Origin of the sequence: Kluyvera ascorbata (assembly GCF_023195735.1) — a bacterium.
GTDB lineage: Bacteria > Pseudomonadota > Gammaproteobacteria > Enterobacterales > Enterobacteriaceae > Kluyvera > Kluyvera ascorbata.
On the sequence record NZ_CP096201.1, the window covers coordinates 2,432,600 to 2,451,616 of the forward strand.

Here is a 19,017-nt window from a genome sequence, read left to right on the forward strand (position 1 = left end):
AGGGGTAATAAAAGCTCCACTTTACATAAATTAATGATTACTATTCGCATCTATAAACGTAGTGCAATGACGCTGCGAAGCCAGAAGCGATGTGAAGCAGAAATCATTAAGTTCATCAAAGGGAGTCGTCATGTCATTACGTCAATTGTCCGCGCCGCGTCTGCGCCGTTCTCTGTTGTTGAGTGCTTTCCTGCTGGCGGGAAGCTTTAGCGCGCATGCCGCAGATGAAATGCTGCGTAAAGCGGTAGGCAAAGGGGCATATGAAATGGCCTACAGCCAGCAGGAAAATGCGCTGTGGCTGGCCACATCACAAAGTCGTAAAACCGATAAGGGCGGGATTGTTTATCGCCTTGATCCGGTCACGCTGGAAGTGACGCAGGTTATTCATAACGATCTCAAACCGTTTGGCGCGACGCTGAATAATCAGACCCAGACCCTGTGGTTTGGTAACACCATTAACGGTGCGGTGACCGCGATTGACGCCAAAACGGGCGACGTGAAGGGACGCCTGGTACTGGATGGCCGTGAACGTAGTGAAACGGTTAAACCATTGCAGCCGCGTGAACTGGCGGTGGATGAGAAAACCAATACCGTATACATCACCGGCATTGGCAAAGATGGCAGCTCCGTCTGGGTTGTTGACGGCGACAAACTGACGCTGAAAACCACCATTACCGGTACCGGAAGCTTCGGCACGGGCTTGGCGGTCGACTCGGATAAACAGCGCCTGTACGTCACCAACGGCGACGGCGAGCTGGTCACCATCGATACCGCAGGCAACAAAATTCTGACTCGTCAGAAGCTGCAGGATGACGGCAAAGAGCACTTCTATATCAACATAAGCCTGGATAAAGCAGGTCAGCGTGCCTTTATCACCGACTCCAAACAGCCGGAACTGCTGGTCGTGAGCCTGAAAGATGGCAAAGTGCTGTCGAAGGTAGACACCCAGGAAGGGCTGGCGGTGCTGTTCAACCCGGTTCGTAACGAAGTTTACGTGACGCAGCGTAAAGCGGGCACCGTGACGGTGATTGATGCGAAAGACTATAAAGTCACCAAAACCATCAAAACGCCAACCTTCCCGAACAGCCTGACGCTCTCCGCCGACGGTAAAACGCTGTACGTCAGCGTGAAGCAGGAATCTACCCGTCAGAAAGAGGCCACCGCGCCTGACGACGTGATTCGTATCGCGCTGTAATTTGTACGCCGGGAGGTCCATTGACCTCCCGGAAATCATCACGTTAACTTCTGTTACAACCCGTCGATACCCCATTTCACCGTATCCGGCATACAATATGCCGACTTAACCTTGCCATTGGCGGGGACAATGAACGGAGAAATGATGAAAAAGCCTTTATATTTTCTGTGTGCGGGCGCAATGCTGCTGGCGCTGGCAGGCTGTACGACTAACTACGTAATGACCACCAAAAGCGGTCAGACGATTGTGACGCAGGGTAAACCGCAGCTCGATAAAGAGACCGGCATGACCAGCTACACCGATCAGAACGGCAATGCGCGTGAAATCAACAGCAACGACGTGTCGCAGCTGGTTGAAGATAATTGATTTGAGTTTTGTTTAGCGACCACGCTTGCGGTATTCGCCTGGCGAAATACCGAACCGCTGCTTGAAGGCGGTAGAGAAATGGCTGTGGTCGCTGAACCCCCAGCGATAGCCGATGCCGGCGAGCTTTTCGTCGTCTGGCGCACGTTGTAGCGCTTGGGCGCAGAGGTCAAGACGACGGTTCTTGATATACTGCGCCACCACCAACCCTTTATCGGCAAACAGTCGGTACAGGCTTCTTACCGACATACCGGTTTCATCGGCGAGCCACTCCGGGCGCAGATGCTCTTCCTGAATCGCATCGTCAATCAGCGTCATGATCTTCTGAAACTGCTTTTCGCGCCGTGAAGGGGCCACCTCCCGCTGATGCAGCATCGGGCGCAGCAGGCACACCATCGCATCCAGCGCCGCTTCACTTTCGCTTGCCGAAAGCTGCGGGCTGCTCATGCTCTCATGCAGCAGGCGCTGGCTAAGCTGCACCATCGGCAGGGATTTATCTAAACGGGTAGCGACGCTAATTCCGCTGCCGCGCAGCTGGTTTTCCAGCAGTTGACGCGGTAGCAGCAGTGAGACCTGACGGGAGGTTTGCTGCCAGAGAATAGAGCAGGGGCGCGACGCGTCAATCAGCGTCATATCGCCGGTTTGCAGCTTCACCTGACGATCGTCCTGCTCAATATCCGCCTGACCGGCAAGCTGAAACACAGTATAGAACCAGGCATCGTTGCCGCTGCGGATCTCCTGGCGGGTGCGGAACAGATTGACGTTGCGGGTCGTAACGGTGCTGAGCTTGAGGCTGCCCGCGTAGCTGGTATCTATCTCACCATGAAAGTCGCCATCTAACGGACGTGCCGCGAAATGCCCGCACACCTGGTTGATTTTGGCCAGCCACGCCTGATATGTCTCACCGCCATTTACCGCTGCCATACGCCATCTCTGCAATGAAAATGTTTTGGTATTGTTGCATTTATGTTGCCTTTAACAAGGCTTCGCAGGGGAATATATGAAAGAACTATTACCTGTTGCACATTTCTGCCAGAGCAATCTGTTTAATTGCGGCGTCTGTCACAGCCGCACAAGCGAATGTCACAGAGACAAAAGCGCGATCTCCAGACCCGCCGTAGACTGAAATGACTAACCGCGAAGAATAAGGAGACGATATGTCCTCATCACAGGTAGCACTGCTCCCAAGCGTGCAACAGTTTTTAGACCGTCAGCATGGCCTGTTTATTGATGGCGCGCAGCAGGCGGCGCAGAGCGAAAAACGTCTCACCGTCTGGGACCCGGCAACGGGCAAGGCGATTGCCACCACCGCGGATGCTAATGCAGCAGACGTTGACCACGCCGTCATGTCCGCCTGGCGCGCATTTGTTTCTCGCAGTTGGGCTGGGCGTACGCCTGCCGAACGCGAACGTATTCTGCTGCGCTTTGCTGACCTCGTTGAGCAGAACGGCGAAGAACTTGCTCAACTGGAGACGCTGGAGCAGGGCAAATCCATCAACATCTCCCGTGCCTTTGAAGTCGGCTGCACCCTGAACTGGATGCGTTATACCGCCGGGCTGACCACTAAAATTAGCGGCCGTACGCTGGATGTCTCCATTCCATTCCCGCAGGGCGCACGCTACCAGGCGTGGACCAAAAAAGAGCCGGTCGGCGTCGTTGCCGGTATTGTGCCGTGGAACTTCCCGCTGATGATTGGCATGTGGAAGGTGATGCCAGCGCTGGCTGCGGGGTGTTCTATCGTCATTAAACCGTCAGAAACGACGCCGCTGACGCTGCTGCGTGTGGCGGAACTGGCCATTGAAGCGGGCGTGCCGGAAGGCGTATTCAATGTGGTGACCGGCAGCGGCGCCGAGTGCGGCGCGGCGTTAACCTCGCATCCTCATGTGGCAAAAGTGAGCTTTACCGGCTCTACCGCGACTGGTAAACAGATTGCCCGCGTCGCCGCCGACAGGCTCACCCGCGTGACGCTGGAGCTGGGTGGTAAAAACCCGGCCATCGTACTGAAAGACGCCGATCCGGCCTGGGTTATCGAAGGGCTGATGACCGGCAGCTTCCTTAACCAGGGCCAGGTGTGCGCCGCCAGTTCACGTATCTATATAGAAGCGCCGCTGTTCGATACGCTGGTCAGCGGCTTTGAGCAGGCGGTGAAATCGCTACAGGTGGGGCCAGGTATGCTGGAAACCACGCAGATTAACCCGGTGGTGTCTCAGGCGCATTGCGCCAAAGTGGCGGCGTATCTTGATGACGCGCGTAAACAAAACGCCGAGCTGATTACCGGCAACGTTGGCCCGGACGCTCAGGGCTTCTACATTCCGCCAACGCTGGTGATCAACCCGGATGCCAATCTGCGCTTAACTCGCGAAGAGGTGTTTGGCCCGGTAGTGAACCTGGTACGCGTCGCCGACGGCGAAGAGGCGCTTCGCCTGGCCAACGACAGCGACTTCGGCCTGACCGCTAGCGTCTGGACCCGTGATCTGACTCAGGCGTTGAACTATACCGACCGCCTGCAGGCCGGCACGGTATGGGTCAACAGCCACACGTTGATTGACGCCAACCTGCCGTTCGGCGGCATGAAGCAGTCGGGTACGGGACGTGATTTTGGCCCGGACTGGCTGAACGACTGGTGTGAAACTAAATCGGTGTGCGTGCGCTACTAATTTGCACTCAACCGTGCCCTCTCCTCGATGGGAGAGGGCCTTGCACATAGCCTTATCAAAACGAGGTGTTCAGCGAGTGACGTTCGTTTAAGCGACCCATAATAATTAGTTGTTAAGGAACTTCTGAGCATGGAGAAACAATGTGTTACTATAATTCAAACGGGGGTATGAGGATTCAGGGATTATAAATATATGAGATTTTATGGCATCGATTATCTTCAAACGCAGTCTAATATTAATGATTATTTAAAATACATCATTATATTTAGTGCGCTATTTATTCTGATTGTTGTTTTTAGCCTGTACATGCGTCATCGCTTGCAAACTAAATATCGTGACTTAACGATCATCGTCTTCTTGTTTTTACTCTTCATTTCTGGTGTCCAGTATGCTGATTATACTGATAGCCAAAATTTCCACTCTCAATCATCGCAAATGGTTAATTTCGTTAAGTTGCTATCGAAAGAAAAAGAAGTGAACGTAAATACTATATTCTCGAGTTCAGTACAACTCTCAGATGGTATTATCGTTAAAATTAATGAAATTTATTATCGTGTTAACTTAAGCCCGGATCAGAAAACATACGGTTTAGTAGAAGTTTCGTTAGTAAACCCAGACATAGAAATTATAAAACACTGAGGAGTGAAAATGATAATTTATACACCTATCATTATAAAGCTGGGCCTGGGAATACTGTGTCTAATTGTTCAAATCAATCTCATGGGGAAGGGGAATCTGGCTCCCTCATCCGCAATGGATCAGGTTCAGAACTATGTGCTGGGGGGGATCATCGGTGGTGTAATTTACAATGAATCGATAACAGTACTACAATTTGTTCTGGTGTTAATTATATGGACTTTTCTTGTCTTTGTTCTTAAGTTTTTGAAAGAGAACAATCGGCTAGTTAAGAGAATTATTGATGGCAAACCCATTACTTTGGTTCATAATGGCAGCGTAGATGTTAGGGAGTGTTTACGCAATGGCGTTTCTGCAAATGATTTGATGTTCAAATTACGAGCCAATGGCATTTATGAAATAGAACAATTAAAGCGTGTCGTACTCGAACAGAATGGGCAGTTAACCATTATACAAAATGGTGATGAAAATATACGCTATCCAATTATAGTGGATGGATTGGCCAACCATGACCTGCTCGAAATCCTTAACAAGGACAGCGACTGGTTAGAAAGTGAAGTGACAAAACAAGGTTTTAATAAAATCAGTGAAGTATATTTAGGTGAGTATTTATCGGGAAAGATTAATTTATATGGATATGAAAAATAATACCCAAAAGCAAATTAAACTGTGGTTAATGTTCACTTCCAGCATGAAGTCAGACCTCGTCGTGAGGTCTCTCAAGATGCTGACGTATTTCTTCACTGGCATCAAAAATGCAGTCTAAGTGTTTGCTGTGCTCAACAATCCTGTGGAGTAAATTCGGGTTGCCGCATCCTGCTACAAACTCTGACATCTGCTTTGCGTCAAATAACTCATCATTCTCGGCAATCAGAACCGTTACAGGTAGCGGTAGTGCTGCAAGTTGCCTTGTGGGATGGTTCGGTGTTAAAGCATTCGCCATATTGACACTGTATCGCTGAACAAATTCAGGCCGTAATAACATGACCTCATTGGGGTAATTCAGCGTAACGGCAAAATGGTTGCCACACAATAATCCGCCACTGAGCGCATTGAGTATAAAAGGCCACTTGCTTACTGAGGCGAATGGCACCGATGTGCTGTTGAAAATTTTGGCTGGCGCGAAAGGCCCAAACTCTGGCGCAAGTAGAATCAGACTGTCACTTTTTTGCGATGGGGTGTGGCGAGTGAAATAATTGATCAGCATTCCCCCTCCGCTTGAATGACCCAGTAGATGAACCCTGGCCCGGGGGTATTTTACGTGCAGATGTTCAAGAATCGTGTCGACATCCAGCCAGATTTGCTGTGGATTATCAACGCGCCCTTTATCACCCGACGACTGTCCGTGTCCACGAATATCAATAAGACACGTACAAACAGACCCTCGATGACTTATCTGATGAGCAAGGATATCGTAACCCGCATCTGAGTTGACGCCACCACCGTGATAAACGAGAAGCACATCCTCGACGGCATTTTCCGGCTCATAGAGGCGAATATGTAACCCGGCGACCCAATAGTCAGCCACATTTTTAGCATGCGGTAATAGCGAACTGGATTGTTGATGGCGGTCGTTAAAATGGATGAAATCAATCACGTTAAAATTTCCATGTGCAAGTACGCTAAAAATCAGTCTTGTTCTTCTTCTTTACCATAGTAAAGCTTACCGAGTTTGATAAGAGGGCGGCCCTGGGATTTGCGGTGCAGGTTGCTGTCACGCAGCGAGTAAACGCAGCCGCAGTATTCCTGCTGATAGAACTGCTCGCGCTTACTGATTTCAATCATGCGCGAGGAACCGCCCTGTTTGCGCCAGTTATAGTCCCAGTACACCATGCCCGGATAATGCGCGGCGGCTCGCTGCCCGCAATCATTGATTTGCTGCATATTCTTCCAGCGTGAAATCCCCAGCGAGCTGCTAATCACGCTGAAACCATTTTCAGCGGCGTACAGCGCCGTGCGCTCAAAACGCATGTCAAAACACATCGTGCATCGAATGCCCCGTTCAGGTTCCCATTCCATGCCCTTGGCGCGTTCAAACCAGTTGTCAGTGTCGTAATCCGCATCGATAAACGGTATGCCGTGCTGTTCAGCAAAGCGAATATTTTCATTCTTACGAATGAGATACTCTTTCTGCGGATGAATATTGGGATTGTAAAAGAAAATCGTGTACTCGATGCCCGACGCCTGGATAGCTTCCATAACCTCGCCGGAGCAGGGGGCGCAGCATGAGTGCAATAACAATTTGTCCGCGTCGTTAGGGAGTTGCAGTTTTGGCCGCTCAAATTTAGCTATAGTCATCGGTCATTTTTTTATGATAAGAAAATTTGCGAAAATTGTAGCATTTATAAGGGCATTGTAAAAAAAATGATAAACATCAGGCGCGTGTCCGCTCCTGGCGCCAATCAGGCACCCCTTTGGGGCCGAAATCTGCAATGAACGAGAAGCAGACCTGTTCAGTAAGGTCAGCTAACTCACAAGAGCATAGAAGGTGACTTTTTGATTTAATAGAATATTCACGCCACTATCCATTCCCTGGTCACGATTCATTACTTCCACTGATTTACTTAGTTTTTTTGCTTGTTTAAATAGAATGAAATAAAAATCAGCGCTAGTTCATGATTTATATTTCGTCAAATAATAAAGATAATGTGAAAAAATAAAGTGCTGTAAATTCAATCAAGTACCTAATAATTTTAATTTTTAAGAATTACAAAGAAAGCCAACGTCAATTCAATGTATGAATTCAATTCCATAACATTGCCAAATGTAAAAAAGAGGCCAATCTTTAATAGTTAATTCCTGCAGATGATTTGAAGGCGTTATAGACGGGGATGCAACATTTGTTTATCACTAAGTCAATGAGGGTCGTAATGAAACTAACGCTTATTGTTAAAAGCCTAGCGCTGGCCGGACTAATGACAACCGTTAACCTGCCTGTTTATGCTGATGTTCCTGCGAAAGATGCTACCGACGCAACGAAAACTGCTAACGATGCGCTCTATAACCAATTGCCTTTTTCTGACAATACCGATTTTACGAATGCCCATAAGGGGTTTATCGCTGCACTGCCAACTGAAGTTATCAAAGGTGAGCAAGGTAATATCATCTGGGACCCACAGCAGTATGCATTCATCAAAGAGGGTGAGAAAGCCCCTGCTACCGTTAACCCGAGCCTGTGGCGTCAATCCCAGCTTATTAATATCAGCGGTCTGTTTGAGGTCACTGACGGTGTTTACCAGATCCGTAACCTTGATCTTTCCAACATGACCATTATTGAAGGTAAAGAGGGGATCACGGTTGTTGACCCTCTTGTTTCTGCGGAAACCGCCAAAGTGGGGATGGAGCTCTATTATAAAAACCGTGGTAAGAAACCGGTTGTGGCCGTCATTTATACTCACAGTCACGTCGACCACTACGGTGGCGTTCGCGGCGTCATTGATGAAGCGGATGTGAAATCCGGCAAAGTGAAGATTTACGCACCATCGGGCTTTATGGAAGCCGCCGTTGCAGAGAACATCATGGCCGGCAACGTAATGAGCCGTCGTGCAAGCTATATGTACGGTAACTTGTTGAAGCCTAATGCCAAAGGCCAGGTTGGCGCCGGCCTTGGAACAACGACCTCCGCAGGTACCGTCACGCTTATCGCACCGACAAATATTATTGAAAAAGATGGTCAGAAAGAAGTGATTGATGGCCTGACCTACGACTTCATGTTAGCGCCCGGCTCAGAAGCGCCATCCGAAATGCTGTGGTATATCGAAGAGAAAAAGCTCATCGAGTCCGCAGAGGATGTGACTCATACCCTGCATAACACTTACTCATTGCGCGGTGCGAAGATCCGCGAACCACTGCCGTGGTCTAAGTATATCAACGAGGCTATCGTTCGCTGGGGAGATAAAGCTGAGATCATCATGGCCCAGCACCACTGGCCAACATGGGGCAATGAGAACGTGGTTAACCTGCTGAAAAGCCAGCGTGACCTCTATCGCTACATAAACGATCAGACGCTACGTATGGCTAACCAGGGCCTGACGCGCGATGAAATTGCCGCCGACTTCAAGTTGCCAGACTGTGAGTTCAACGGGTCGATGCAACGCTATCCTTAATCAAGGGGGGACGTTGCCATGAAACGAAGAACGCGCATTTACTACACGCCAGAACAGAAAGCGATTATCTGGGACCGATATAAGCAAGGTGATTCCCTGCACGATATCGCCAGAATGTTCGACAGATTTCACTCTTCTATTATGCCTACAATCCACCAGACAGGTGGCTACCGTCCTCCCGTGCGAAGGCGGCACCGGTTAGCGCTCTCGCTTGATGAAAGAGAGGAAATATCCAGAGGATTGGTAGCAAAACGCAGCATCAGGGACATCGCTGCCAAATTATCAAGAGCTCCTTCAACGATTAGCCGCGAGATTAGGAGACACGGTGGTGCAAAACAATACCGTGCAGCAAAAGCCGATACTGCTGCGTGGGAAAATGCTCTGAGACCAAAACCTTGCAAGCTAATTCAAAGCCCCGCATTGTGTAAAATCATTGCAGAGAAGATGCATCAGGACTGGTCGCCGGAACAGATCGCCGGCTGGCTGAAACGCTGTTATCCGGATAGTCAGGAAATGCATGTGTCACACGAAACGATATATAAAACGCTTTTTATACAAACCCGGGGTGCATTAAAAAAAGAACTGCAGCAATGCCTCAGAAGCGGAAGAGTCGTGCGTAGATCCAGAACATCATCGCTTAAAGGGAAAGGATTAGGGTCAATCCCGGATACGATCTCTATCAGCGAAAGGCCACCTGAAGCAGCTGACAGAGCCATACCAGGTCACTGGGAAGGTGATCTGATCCAGGGCTCTAAAAACTCCTATATCGTCACCCTCGTAGAGCGTCATTCCCGTTTTGTTATGTTGGCCAAAGTCAGGGACAACAAGACCATAACGGTTATATCTGCACTCATCAAACAAGCCCGTGAATTACCTGCTGAGCTTTATAAAACATTAACATGGGACCGGGGTGCTGAAATGACCAGCCATACCCGGTTTACCGTAGCTACAGATATTCAGGTTTACTTCTGCGATCCTCAATCCCCCTGGCAACGCGGCTCAAATGAAAATACAAACAGATTACTCAGACAGTATTTTCCAAAAGGAACTGACTTATCGGTTCACAGCCAGCAAAGACTAAACAGTGTTGCCAGACAGCTCAACGAGAGGCCGAGAAAAACGCTAGACTATGAATCACCAGCAGAGCGGTTCAATCAATGTGTTGCATCCATCGGTTGAACTCACAGCCCAGAGCGGACGTGAATGTGTACATAAACATCGACAAATATGCCCAAAATCCTGCCCGCTGATTTTGGGCTTTAACTACTTTTCAAATCACCATAACCCGCTTCCAGGCAGCAGATAAAACAGCGTCAGCAGCTTAATTTATCGATCTTTTTCGCCTGCAACTCTCTAACAATACCGGCCAAGGCAAGAGCGATGGGAACAAGGGAGCCCCACAGGACGGCGTTCCAGCCGTAGAGGCTGAGCAGGGCACCTGAAGAGAAAGAACCGACGATCATCACTCCAAACACCACAAAATCGTTCAGGGACTGGACCTGGGTTTTCTCTTCGGGACGGTGGTATTCAATGATCTTCGCCGATGCGCCGGTAAAGCCAAAATTCCAGCCGAGACCCAGTAAAATCAGCGATAGCCAGTAGTGGAAAATATCGGTTCCACCGAGCCCGGCCAGAACAGAACTTGCGGTGATAAGCAGACCGGCGGCAGCGATACGCATGGCTCCGAAGCGGTTGATTAATTTGCCGGTGAAAAAACCTGGGCCATACATGGCAATAACATGCCACTGGATACCGAGATTCGACGCCTGCTGAGAAATGCCGTGCATATGCATGGAGAGTGGTGCTGCCGTCATCAGGAAGTTCATCACCATATAGGTTACGGCACCGCTGAATACGGTTCGGGCAAACCCTGGCTGACGGACAATGTCGCGCAAAGGTCGCCCACCCATTTTTACCGTGCTGGCAGGTTCTGTTGTTTTCACGCCTTTGAGAATGAATGCCGAAATGACGGCGACGAGCGCCTGGGCGATGAATGTGACGGCAAAGGTATGAGGCGGCCAAAGGTGCATCGTACCTGAAACCAGCATTGGGCCAATCACACCGGCAATCACTCCGCCGCCCATCACCAGCGATAGGGCCCGGGCACGACGTTCTGGCGTGACGCCGTCGGTTGCGGCAAAACGAAAGCTAAGCGCAACGGCGGCATATGCGCCACCTAAAAATGCGGCAATGCAGAACAGCAGAAATGAGCCGATGACCACGGCCAGCGCAGCCGTCAGGCCGGTAATGACGCCCGCCCCGGTGCCGACCATAAAGGCGGCTTTACGGCCTTCTTTTCGCGCTAATGTACCTAACGGCAGGATACAGGCTGCCATCCCCAGAACAAACATGGTGATGGGAAGTGTTGCCAATGAGCTACTGGGCGCGAGGGCGTTACCCACAATGGCGCCGGTGGCATAAAAGACGACGGAGTTGGCGCCGGCAAGGGCCTGGGCGGCCGACAGGCGGATAATATTATTGTTCTGGTCTGCAACGGGCAGGAAATGTTCTGCGGACATGTGATTAATTATCCTGGTTCATGGTGAGGACTATCCGGTATCGCGCCATACCCTGCTTAAGTCTGTTGAGCGCCTCATTTGCCCGTTCGAATGGCAGCAACTCTGTGATGGGCAACGTTTGAAAGAGCTGGCTGAACCGCAGTGCGCGCTCGGTTTGCGCAGGTGTGCTGACGAAGGAGCCAGTCAGTGTGCGTTCAGCGCCGATCATCATACCCGGCGAGACCTGCAACGGCGTTTGTCCTGTACCAAGCAGGATCGTCTTTCCCCGAGGAGAGAGGGCGGACAAGAGGGCTGCAACCGTTTTTGAATCCGCTGCCGTAGCCACAATATAATCCACACCGCCGTCGTTTTTCAGCCGTTGTGATGCATTTTCCTTCAGCGTATCGATGTAGTGGTGTGCACCCAGTTGAAAGGCCGCACGTTCTTTTTCATTACCCCGCGCAACCACCGTCACGTCAAACCCCATTTTGCGGGCGTACTGAACCGCCATATGGCCAAGGCCACCCATCCCGATAACCGCCACTCTCTCGCCCGCTCTGGCACCAGAATTACGCAGCGCGTTGAAGGTTGCGGTACCGGCGCAAAGGATTGGGGCGGCATGCACGGAAGCGAGCGCGGTGGGGATCGCTATCAGCGCGGTATGCCGCATGACAACGTACTCTGCGTAGCCGCCATCGCAGCTAAGTCCTGGTGTAAGCTGATTTTCACAGAGATGAAAAAGCCCGCTGCGACAGGGTTTGCAGTACTGACAGTACCCACCCAGCCGCCCGACGCCTACCCGCTGCTCGGTTTGCCAGATATCGGGTACCTTTTCTCCCTTGCGGGCAATAAACCCGACGATCTCATGTCCCGGTATACGACCAGGCTGGCCCTCTTGCGGCGCGCTTTCCGCGTCCCGGAGATCGGCACCGCATACTCCGCATGCTTCAATTTTGATAAGCACCTCATCCGGGCCGGGAGCGGGTATCGGCCGCTCTGTCATTTCCAGCACGCCGGGGGCAACGATCTGCATCGCGCGGTATTTTTTATTCATAAATGGCACCGGTAAAAATAGGGATTATCAGATGGCAAGGGCGACGAGAAGACGAGACACCATGTTTTATGCGGCGACGGTCCACGGTCTCTTTCTCCTCTGGCTTTCATTGACGAAAAGCCGTGATCCTCATTGTGCAATACCAGAATGCCATCGGAGCCTCTGATTGACGACTGAGAAGAAATTGCGATACAGGAAAGAAAATCTATCTTGCGTGCGTATACTGGGTAAACATGAATCAGAATGATCAAACGCGTGACCTTTCAGTAAAAGAATGAAGCGTTATCTTCAGTCATCTAATAACTGCAAAAGTCACTGTTCATATGCACTCGCACATCAACCAAATAGGGCAGAACGCAATGGCGACATGCTTAAAATAAGGTTTTGTCGACGGTTAACCCAAAGATGTGTCCTGATGTTCAGTGATTGAATGGCGGAGATAGCGGGTCGGTGTTGTGCCCGTATATTGACGAAAGAAAACAATGAAGGCGCTGTCACTGACAAAATCAAGCTGTTGCGCCACCTGACTTAGCGACCAGGCGTCACACAGCATTTCCATCGCTTTCAGCAGCCGCCACTGCTGCCTCCAGCTCTGATAACTCATTCCCGTATCCCGAATAAATATACGGCTTATTGTGCGTTCACATGCGCCGACCTTTTGGGCTAACTGCCCCAGACGTGGGGGTAATTCGCCTCCGCGCACGCTGTCCAGCCAGACACTCAGGCGAATATCTAACGGAAACCGCAACGTCCAGTTTTCGCTTTGGGCGTTTTTAATTTCTTCACAAAACACGGTGATGAGACTGCTTTGTTGTTCTTCAGGCATCCCCCATTGCCAGAATGCCATCCTTTCGATCACTTCAAAGAACAGGGGATTAACCTCAACGATCTGCAGGGGCAACGCCGATAACGGTAAAACGTTTGAAAAGTAAAGAGAACGATAGGCCATTGCGCCATTCATAATGGCGCGATGAACCGTGCCGGCAGGTATCCAGGCAGCGCGCCGGGGCGGAAGTAGGCAAAGGGTATTATCCAGCTCGATTGTGATGCTTCCCGCTGCCGAAAAAAGCAACTGATGACGAAGGTGGCTGTGCATCCCTGAATCATGTATTCCCATATCAGATGCAATTCCAACAACCCTCTCATCGAACGTATCCGGATCAAAAGAATCGTCTGGATTGATCTTCATCTTGTGTCCTATTTTAAATATAAATAGTCCTTATCATGGTAATACGACATAACCACTTCCGCAATAATAGCCGCATATTCTGATTATCTAAGGATTGTTGCTATGAAAACCAATAAAAAACCACCGTTGTGGTTACTTACATTACTGATTATGTTTCCCCAGTTGGTGGAAACCATATACAGCCCAGCGTTGCCCGACATTGCTCGTGCTTTTCAGGTGGGCAGTGAACGTGCCGCACAGACGCTTTCAGTCTATTTTGTCGCGTTTGCCGTCGGCGTGGCGCTCTGGGGATGGTTAAGCGATCGCGTTGGTCGGCGCCCCGCGATGATGGCCGGGCTTCTGTGCTACGGGGCCGGTTCAGCACTCGCTCTTGTGGCTACCGACTTTAGCATATTGCTCCTGGCTCGCATGGTCGCAGCCATAGGTGCCGCTGCTGGCTCAGTTGTCGTTCAAACCATGCTGCGAGATAGCTATGAATCGACGGCGTTAGCCCGTGTCTTTTCCGTGATGGGAGCGGCGCTGGCAATCAGTCCCGTTTTCGGTCTGGTCAGTGGCGGCTGGCTGGTTAGCCTGTACGGACATACCGGCGTGTTTGTTGCGCTGGTCACGTTGGCGCTGATACTGCTGATGCTGACAGCATGCTTGCTGCCTGAAACGCGGTCGGAAAATACTTCCGGCTCGCGATTTGGCGGACTGGTCTGCCGGATGGCGGGGGATGGAAGGCTGTGGAAAAATGCAATGCTCGTTGCACTGCTTAATACAATGCTTTTCAGTTACTACAGCCTTGCACCGTTTCTTTTCGGCCAATTGGGTTGGAGTGCCAGGGCTTTCGGATGGACAGGGATTTTACTGGCCTTTGCTTCCCTATCGGGCAGCTTATGGAACCGGAAACTGTTGTCTATCGGTTTGTCGCCAGAACAACTGGTGAAAAATGCTTGCCTGCTGGCGCTATTGTCGGGTGTTGCAGCATGGATCTTACAGCAATCTGTATGGATCCTTGTGCCGGTAGTTGGGGTTGTGATTGCCTATGGTATTGCGATTCCAAACGTGCTGAGTCAGGCCCTAAGCCAGTATCGTGAACAGGCAGGCGCAGCCGGAGCGCTGTTTGGATTGGTCTACTATTTATTGCTGGGAATGATGCTGGGACTTGCCGGCATCGTGCAGCAACTTGGACTCGTTCTGACCGCATGTGCAGTAATAGCCTGCCTTTGCAGCCTGTCACGGCGCTAAGCCTGCTGGTTTTACTATTTACCCGGGAACCTATTGTCGTATGGGTTCCCGGTATAATATTAAATGGTTTACGACTGCCAGGGCAGATTAGCTGGGAGCGGGAACTGCTTTAGAGATTAATGGGCTTGGTAGTAGGACATATCACCAGCTTTAATCAGTTTAAATGTGCCGTCTCCCTGGTAAGATAAGGTGGTAACACTCATATTATCAATTAACGGCACAGCCTCTTTACCTGGTGTAAGTGTGTCGATAATAGTGCCAATAGCCCCACCATGGCTAACTACCAGTACATTTTTATAACCGTTTTTTTCGGCATTTTTTGCTATATCTTCTAGAGAATTATGTAACCGTGTTTCAATCTGTTGGTAGTTTTCGGCCCAATGCATGGGATCGTTTTGACTGATTTCATTTGCAATATCCCTATCAGTCGCCTTACTCATCAACTGATCCCACTGAGTGAAGTTTTTGTCATAGCTCAGATTCCACTTTTTGAAAATCGGCGTCCACAGCTCACCATCTAAGCCGCCTTCGTACCCTCCGTAGTTCCACTCTCTGAGTCTGTTATCTTCGATAACAGCTAAGTTACTATGTTGCCTGCTTTTAATTATACTAGCGGTTTCCCTAGCCCTACCAAGATCGCTGGTGTATAGGATATCAAATTTGATTGTTGAAAGACCATTAGCCACCATATAGGCGTCTTTCTTGCCCTTTTCTGTTAATGGTGAATCTGACCAACCCTGCACCCGGTGGAGCGTATTGAACATCGTTTTACCGTGTCTTACGATATAGATTTTTATTTCTTTATTTTCTATATTTGATTTTTCTACTGGTTCAGCTACGGCAGTTGAAAAGAACATTGCCGAAACAATACCAAGGATAATCTTATTTATAATAGTCATACAGAGTCCTTTGAGCGTAAGTGTATCTATAATATCCAGGAAGTAATCGATAATAAATATTAAAGCGCGTGATATGATGCAGTATTACTATCCATCACTAAACTCATATACTCACATTTTGTTTAACGATGTCTTCCTTTTTTTTGTTTTAAAAGTTCCTGTTTTTTGCGTTACCGTCAAAAAATAGTGAACTTGTGAATTAAATCACTTTTGACAACCCCACCTGGCCCCGAATATTTTGCATGGCAAAGAACTCTGATAGCACGTTGAACTTCAGCGAGCAGCGTCGCGGTAGGGGGAATCAACACAACTGTGGTTGATAGCGAAACTGATGATAATGGGTGAAGGCGTATTGAAGAAAAAGGCATCACAATACTAAAAGCGTGATGCCAGGTCTTTATTTATATAAAACCCTTAGGGTAATTAGCTTGGTTTTATCGTTGATCTTCTTCAGTGACGATGAGAAATAAAATCGATCATTGAGGTTGCCGGATGCTTTTCTGGAGGTTAACACGTACGTGTTGGCTTCTTGGGTACGTCCACAGGACAACCTGACCTGGTTGTTATTTGTGCTAACAAAGCACGACGGTTCTACTATTTTTCCTAGAAAATGAACATCACTGCCTGACGAGTAAGAGCTGGCAAAAGCCAGGCTTGAAGAACAAAGTAAGGAAAAAACTGGCGCTATCATTGATAATTTTTTAATCATACAGTATCTCGTCAAATAACGTAACGCGAGTAAAATTAGTATCGCTTTCTGGAGAATAAGAACCTGAAGGATGACTGGGTTTTCACAGAATATATGATGAGAAGAGAGGGGGGGAATTGATCTTGATTATGTTTTATGGGTGAGATTAACAGCAAACAACTATTCATTGAGATCTATCAATAGATTTATTCGTTTGTCTGTCTAATGAAAAGGGGTAGGAATATCTATTTTAGACTTATACAGTCAATGGTTACGAAAGAGTAGCAAAGGACAACCCTAAAGAGGTATGTCCTTATAAGTGGAGAGGGGGCAAGTAAATACGGCGATTTCCAACGTTACAAAACACAAGTTTGCAAGGTTAGTAGTTTCAGATTATCTCACTCCCGTTGAGACTCCGTGCTAAATGTGCGGGAAAACTGATGGCCTTCATCATCGATAATAGAAGTTTCGACGGTCGCATTATCATTAAAGGATTCAACAGCTCCTTCAACCTCAAACGTTTTCTGGCTCAGTGGTGCAATCATCATGTTGCTTTCTTGTTTGACCTCATATTTCTTACCGTTGGCTAAGAGTGAGATTTTGGCAAATGAGATATGAAATAATGAATCATTTTTACCGGTCAGCGATACGGAACGGCCATTTTTTCTGACTGTAAAACTAAGCTGGTTGACAGCAAGGCCTGCTTTTTTAGCGATACTATGCGGACGATAAAAAATCTTCATTTGCGTATTCATGGCCAGAGTCACCTGTGTCTGGTAGGGCGGTATCGTTGGTTTGCCAGGTGGTATTTCATAAAGATTAAGCCAGGCAACGGATTCTCTATCATCAGGTAGACTTAAGTTATTCCTTACGATACGTAAACCTTTCATGGCTCCTGAATGCATTTTGAATACACCAGGCAACGATACGAATGGTGCAACAGTAGAATCTGGCGTGCTTTTAATGTCGCCATCATCAACCCAGGTCTGAACAATGACGGGGTAGGCATTCGTATTGACAAGCATCAGGCTTTTTTCATTGTCACCCTCAACAAAAATAACCCGGGTGGCTGATGCAATAATTCCAGCATTTGCATATTGACCCGACGAGGCAATGAAAACAGCACTGAGGAGCAGTAGTAATGATATTTTAATCGGACTCATTGGACCTTTACCCAGATATATGCTTTGGCATCAACCTTACCCGCTGTTACGGTTTCCCCTGGAATTCGGGTAAGCGTTGCGGTTAATTGCGTGGTGTAGTGGGTGTAGCCGTCAGTTGTGCTACCGTTGCTGGTTGAACCATCCAGCACCGGGTACCATCCGCCGGCATTGCCGGTTAAGCTGGAAGGATTGGAAGCTGCCCAGCCTAAAAAATTCATGGCTGTTCCAGTTTCGGTGTTTGAAAGTTCAATTCCAACGCCGGTTGCTACGCTGCTATCAGTACCGTAACCATCGGAAAGAAGATAGCCCACACCGCCGCTTGAATTAACGAGGCCGAGTTCCTGAGCAAGGGTGTAAGCTTCATAGGGAACCTGTAAACCCAACGCTGTTCCGTCGCTACTGACACCTGATACCGCTGAGTTATCACACTCAATGTTAATGACGAATTGGGCCTGAGAAGATGAACCATTATTTAATGCGGAAACAGAAATCGTCGGTAATAAAACCAGTGGGGTCACATTACGGGCAACACATGTTGCGGTATGCGTAAGCGTTGAAACTGGAGAAGTGCCCATGCCAAATGCATTCCAGCGACCGGTTCCCCAGACACTATAGTTCGTTGCGGAATCACTACCTACTGTGTCAGATTCAATGCCTGGGCCTGCAAAAGTCACATAGCCGTTGGGTTGGGCGCAGCTGTAAGTAGACGTTCCGGTTGTTGACGCCATACCGTATGTTAAGTCAGATGCGCTATAACCACAGTACTGATTTGCCCCCTGGCCGGGCAGTGAACTGATTTTAATCAGGTCGGCGCGAACTGAACTAAAATCCTTAACCCTTATCTGAATATATCCATCGGATGTAGTGGCATAGCTTTTAATTGGATATTGCTGCCAATAGCGTGTGAACTCAAGCCCCGAATTCAGATGCGTGAGCTTAATTCCGACATAAGGAAAATAGGTGGCAAAATAGTTAGGATAACCGTCAGCGGCCCCCAGGTCATAATATCCACCGACACGGTCATCGCCGTTCGTGGCGAATACTTCATAAATACTTCCAGCATCACTGGCTGCACATTGATAAAGCACCTGGTCGGGATCCGAATAACGAACACCTGAAGTAAGGTTAAAAGTGCTACTACCTAAAGGGGTGCCCACCGGTTGAAGATATGCACTTGTAAGGTTAACTCTCCCAAGGCCAATACCGACACCACAGGTATCGCACCCGGCATCCACAGTGGGCGAGACGCGTGTACAGGTGGCGTAAGAGGGTAATGTATAACACAATGATAGAAATACGATGGAGAAAAATAAATTATACATAGTGGTTCCTCGGTAAA

Annotated in this window: 16 protein-coding genes and 1 pseudogene; 8 read left to right on the forward strand and 9 right to left on the reverse strand. The window is 48.9% G+C overall.

The genetic code is table 11. The features are described from left to right. Nucleotides 1–130 precede the first annotated feature (130 nt). The gene (yncE, locus tag MY052_RS11485; RefSeq protein WP_248538846.1) at nucleotides 131–1,195 is read left to right on the forward strand and encodes a 7-bladed beta-propeller protein YncE; all 1,065 of its coding nucleotides are present in this window, start codon (nucleotides 131–133) and stop codon (nucleotides 1,193–1,195) included. Nucleotides 1,196–1,339: 144 nt separating this feature from the next. Beyond that, the gene (locus MY052_RS11490; RefSeq protein WP_035897298.1) at nucleotides 1,340–1,561 is read left to right on the forward strand and encodes a YgdI/YgdR family lipoprotein; all 222 of its coding nucleotides are present in this window, start codon (nucleotides 1,340–1,342) and stop codon (nucleotides 1,559–1,561) included. A 12-nt stretch (nucleotides 1,562–1,573) separates the two neighbouring features. Here the strand turns inward: MY052_RS11490 and feaR are convergent, their stop codons facing one another. Beyond that, complete coding sequence (feaR, locus tag MY052_RS11495) at nucleotides 1,574–2,482, reverse strand: transcriptional regulator FeaR (RefSeq protein WP_123651979.1); 909 nt, start codon at nucleotides 2,480–2,482, stop codon at nucleotides 1,574–1,576. A gap of 233 nt (nucleotides 2,483–2,715) precedes the next feature. Here feaR and MY052_RS11500 point away from each other — a divergent pair, with 233 nt between their 5' ends. The 3 genes from MY052_RS11500 (at nucleotide 2,716) to MY052_RS11510 (ending at nucleotide 5,499) form a co-directional block, all read left to right on the forward strand. Next, nucleotides 2,716–4,215 (forward strand): aldehyde dehydrogenase family protein, encoded by a 1,500-nt coding sequence (locus MY052_RS11500; protein ID WP_202217971.1) that lies wholly within the window; start codon nucleotides 2,716–2,718, stop codon nucleotides 4,213–4,215. 192 nt (nucleotides 4,216–4,407) lie between these two features. Further along, complete coding sequence (locus MY052_RS11505) at nucleotides 4,408–4,854, forward strand: DUF3290 domain-containing protein (protein WP_248538847.1); 447 nt, start codon at nucleotides 4,408–4,410, stop codon at nucleotides 4,852–4,854. A 9-nt stretch (nucleotides 4,855–4,863) separates the two neighbouring features. After that, entirely contained in the window at nucleotides 4,864–5,499 is a 636-nt protein-coding gene (locus MY052_RS11510; RefSeq protein ID WP_115074138.1) for a DUF421 domain-containing protein, read from the forward strand. A gap of 49 nt (nucleotides 5,500–5,548) precedes the next feature. Here the strand turns inward: MY052_RS11510 and MY052_RS11515 are convergent, their stop codons facing one another. Continuing rightward, nucleotides 5,549–6,448, reverse strand: coding sequence for an alpha/beta hydrolase (locus MY052_RS11515; RefSeq protein WP_248538848.1), 900 nt, complete (start codon nucleotides 6,446–6,448; stop codon nucleotides 5,549–5,551). 32 nt (nucleotides 6,449–6,480) lie between these two features. Then, nucleotides 6,481–7,149 (reverse strand): epoxyqueuosine reductase QueH, encoded by a 669-nt coding sequence (locus MY052_RS11520; RefSeq protein WP_072011465.1) that lies wholly within the window; start codon nucleotides 7,147–7,149, stop codon nucleotides 6,481–6,483. 572 nt (nucleotides 7,150–7,721) lie between these two features. Between MY052_RS11520 and MY052_RS11525 the strand changes: the two are divergent. Together MY052_RS11525 and MY052_RS11530 are read left to right on the forward strand one after the other, a co-directional pair. Then, nucleotides 7,722–8,921, forward strand: a pseudogene (locus MY052_RS11525) (alkyl/aryl-sulfatase); the annotation flags it as partial. A gap of 54 nt (nucleotides 8,922–8,975) precedes the next feature. After that, nucleotides 8,976–10,136 carry an IS30 family transposase gene (locus MY052_RS11530; protein WP_115074693.1) on the forward strand — a complete coding sequence of 387 codons (1,161 nt, stop codon included), beginning with the start codon at nucleotides 8,976–8,978 and terminating at the stop codon, nucleotides 10,134–10,136. Nucleotides 10,137–10,270: 134 nt separating this feature from the next. On the opposite strand, the gene MY052_RS11535 is transcribed toward MY052_RS11530, so the two are convergent. From MY052_RS11535 to MY052_RS11545, 3 genes are all read right to left on the reverse strand, one after another. Continuing rightward, complete coding sequence (locus MY052_RS11535; RefSeq protein ID WP_248538849.1) at nucleotides 10,271–11,476, reverse strand: MFS transporter; 1,206 nt, start codon at nucleotides 11,474–11,476, stop codon at nucleotides 10,271–10,273. 4 nt (nucleotides 11,477–11,480) lie between these two features. Continuing rightward, the gene (locus tag MY052_RS11540) at nucleotides 11,481–12,509 is read right to left on the reverse strand and encodes a zinc-binding dehydrogenase (protein ID WP_248538850.1); all 1,029 of its coding nucleotides are present in this window, start codon (nucleotides 12,507–12,509) and stop codon (nucleotides 11,481–11,483) included. Nucleotides 12,510–12,903: 394 nt separating this feature from the next. Beyond that, on the reverse strand, nucleotides 12,904–13,698 hold the full coding sequence (locus MY052_RS11545; protein ID WP_248538851.1) for an AraC family transcriptional regulator: 795 nt from the start codon (nucleotides 13,696–13,698) through the stop codon (nucleotides 12,904–12,906). 102 nt (nucleotides 13,699–13,800) lie between these two features. Between MY052_RS11545 and MY052_RS11550 the strand changes: the two genes are divergently transcribed. Beyond that, entirely contained in the window at nucleotides 13,801–14,928 is a 1,128-nt protein-coding gene (locus MY052_RS11550) for a multidrug effflux MFS transporter (RefSeq protein ID WP_248538852.1), read from the forward strand. Nucleotides 14,929–15,044: 116 nt separating this feature from the next. Here the strand turns inward: MY052_RS11550 and MY052_RS11555 are convergent, their stop codons facing one another. From MY052_RS11555 to MY052_RS11565, 3 genes are all read right to left on the reverse strand, one after another. After that, on the reverse strand, nucleotides 15,045–15,827 hold the full coding sequence (locus MY052_RS11555) for a histidine phosphatase family protein (RefSeq protein WP_248538853.1): 783 nt from the start codon (nucleotides 15,825–15,827) through the stop codon (nucleotides 15,045–15,047). A 1,086-nt stretch (nucleotides 15,828–16,913) separates the two neighbouring features. After that, nucleotides 16,914–17,678, reverse strand: coding sequence for a fimbrial biogenesis chaperone (locus MY052_RS11560; RefSeq protein ID WP_202217994.1), 765 nt, complete (start codon nucleotides 17,676–17,678; stop codon nucleotides 16,914–16,916). Continuing rightward, the gene (locus MY052_RS11565) at nucleotides 17,675–19,000 is read right to left on the reverse strand and encodes a fimbrial protein (RefSeq protein WP_248538854.1); all 1,326 of its coding nucleotides are present in this window, start codon (nucleotides 18,998–19,000) and stop codon (nucleotides 17,675–17,677) included. Before MY052_RS11565 ends, MY052_RS11560 begins: the two co-directional genes overlap by 4 nt. Nucleotides 19,001–19,017 lie beyond the last annotated feature (17 nt).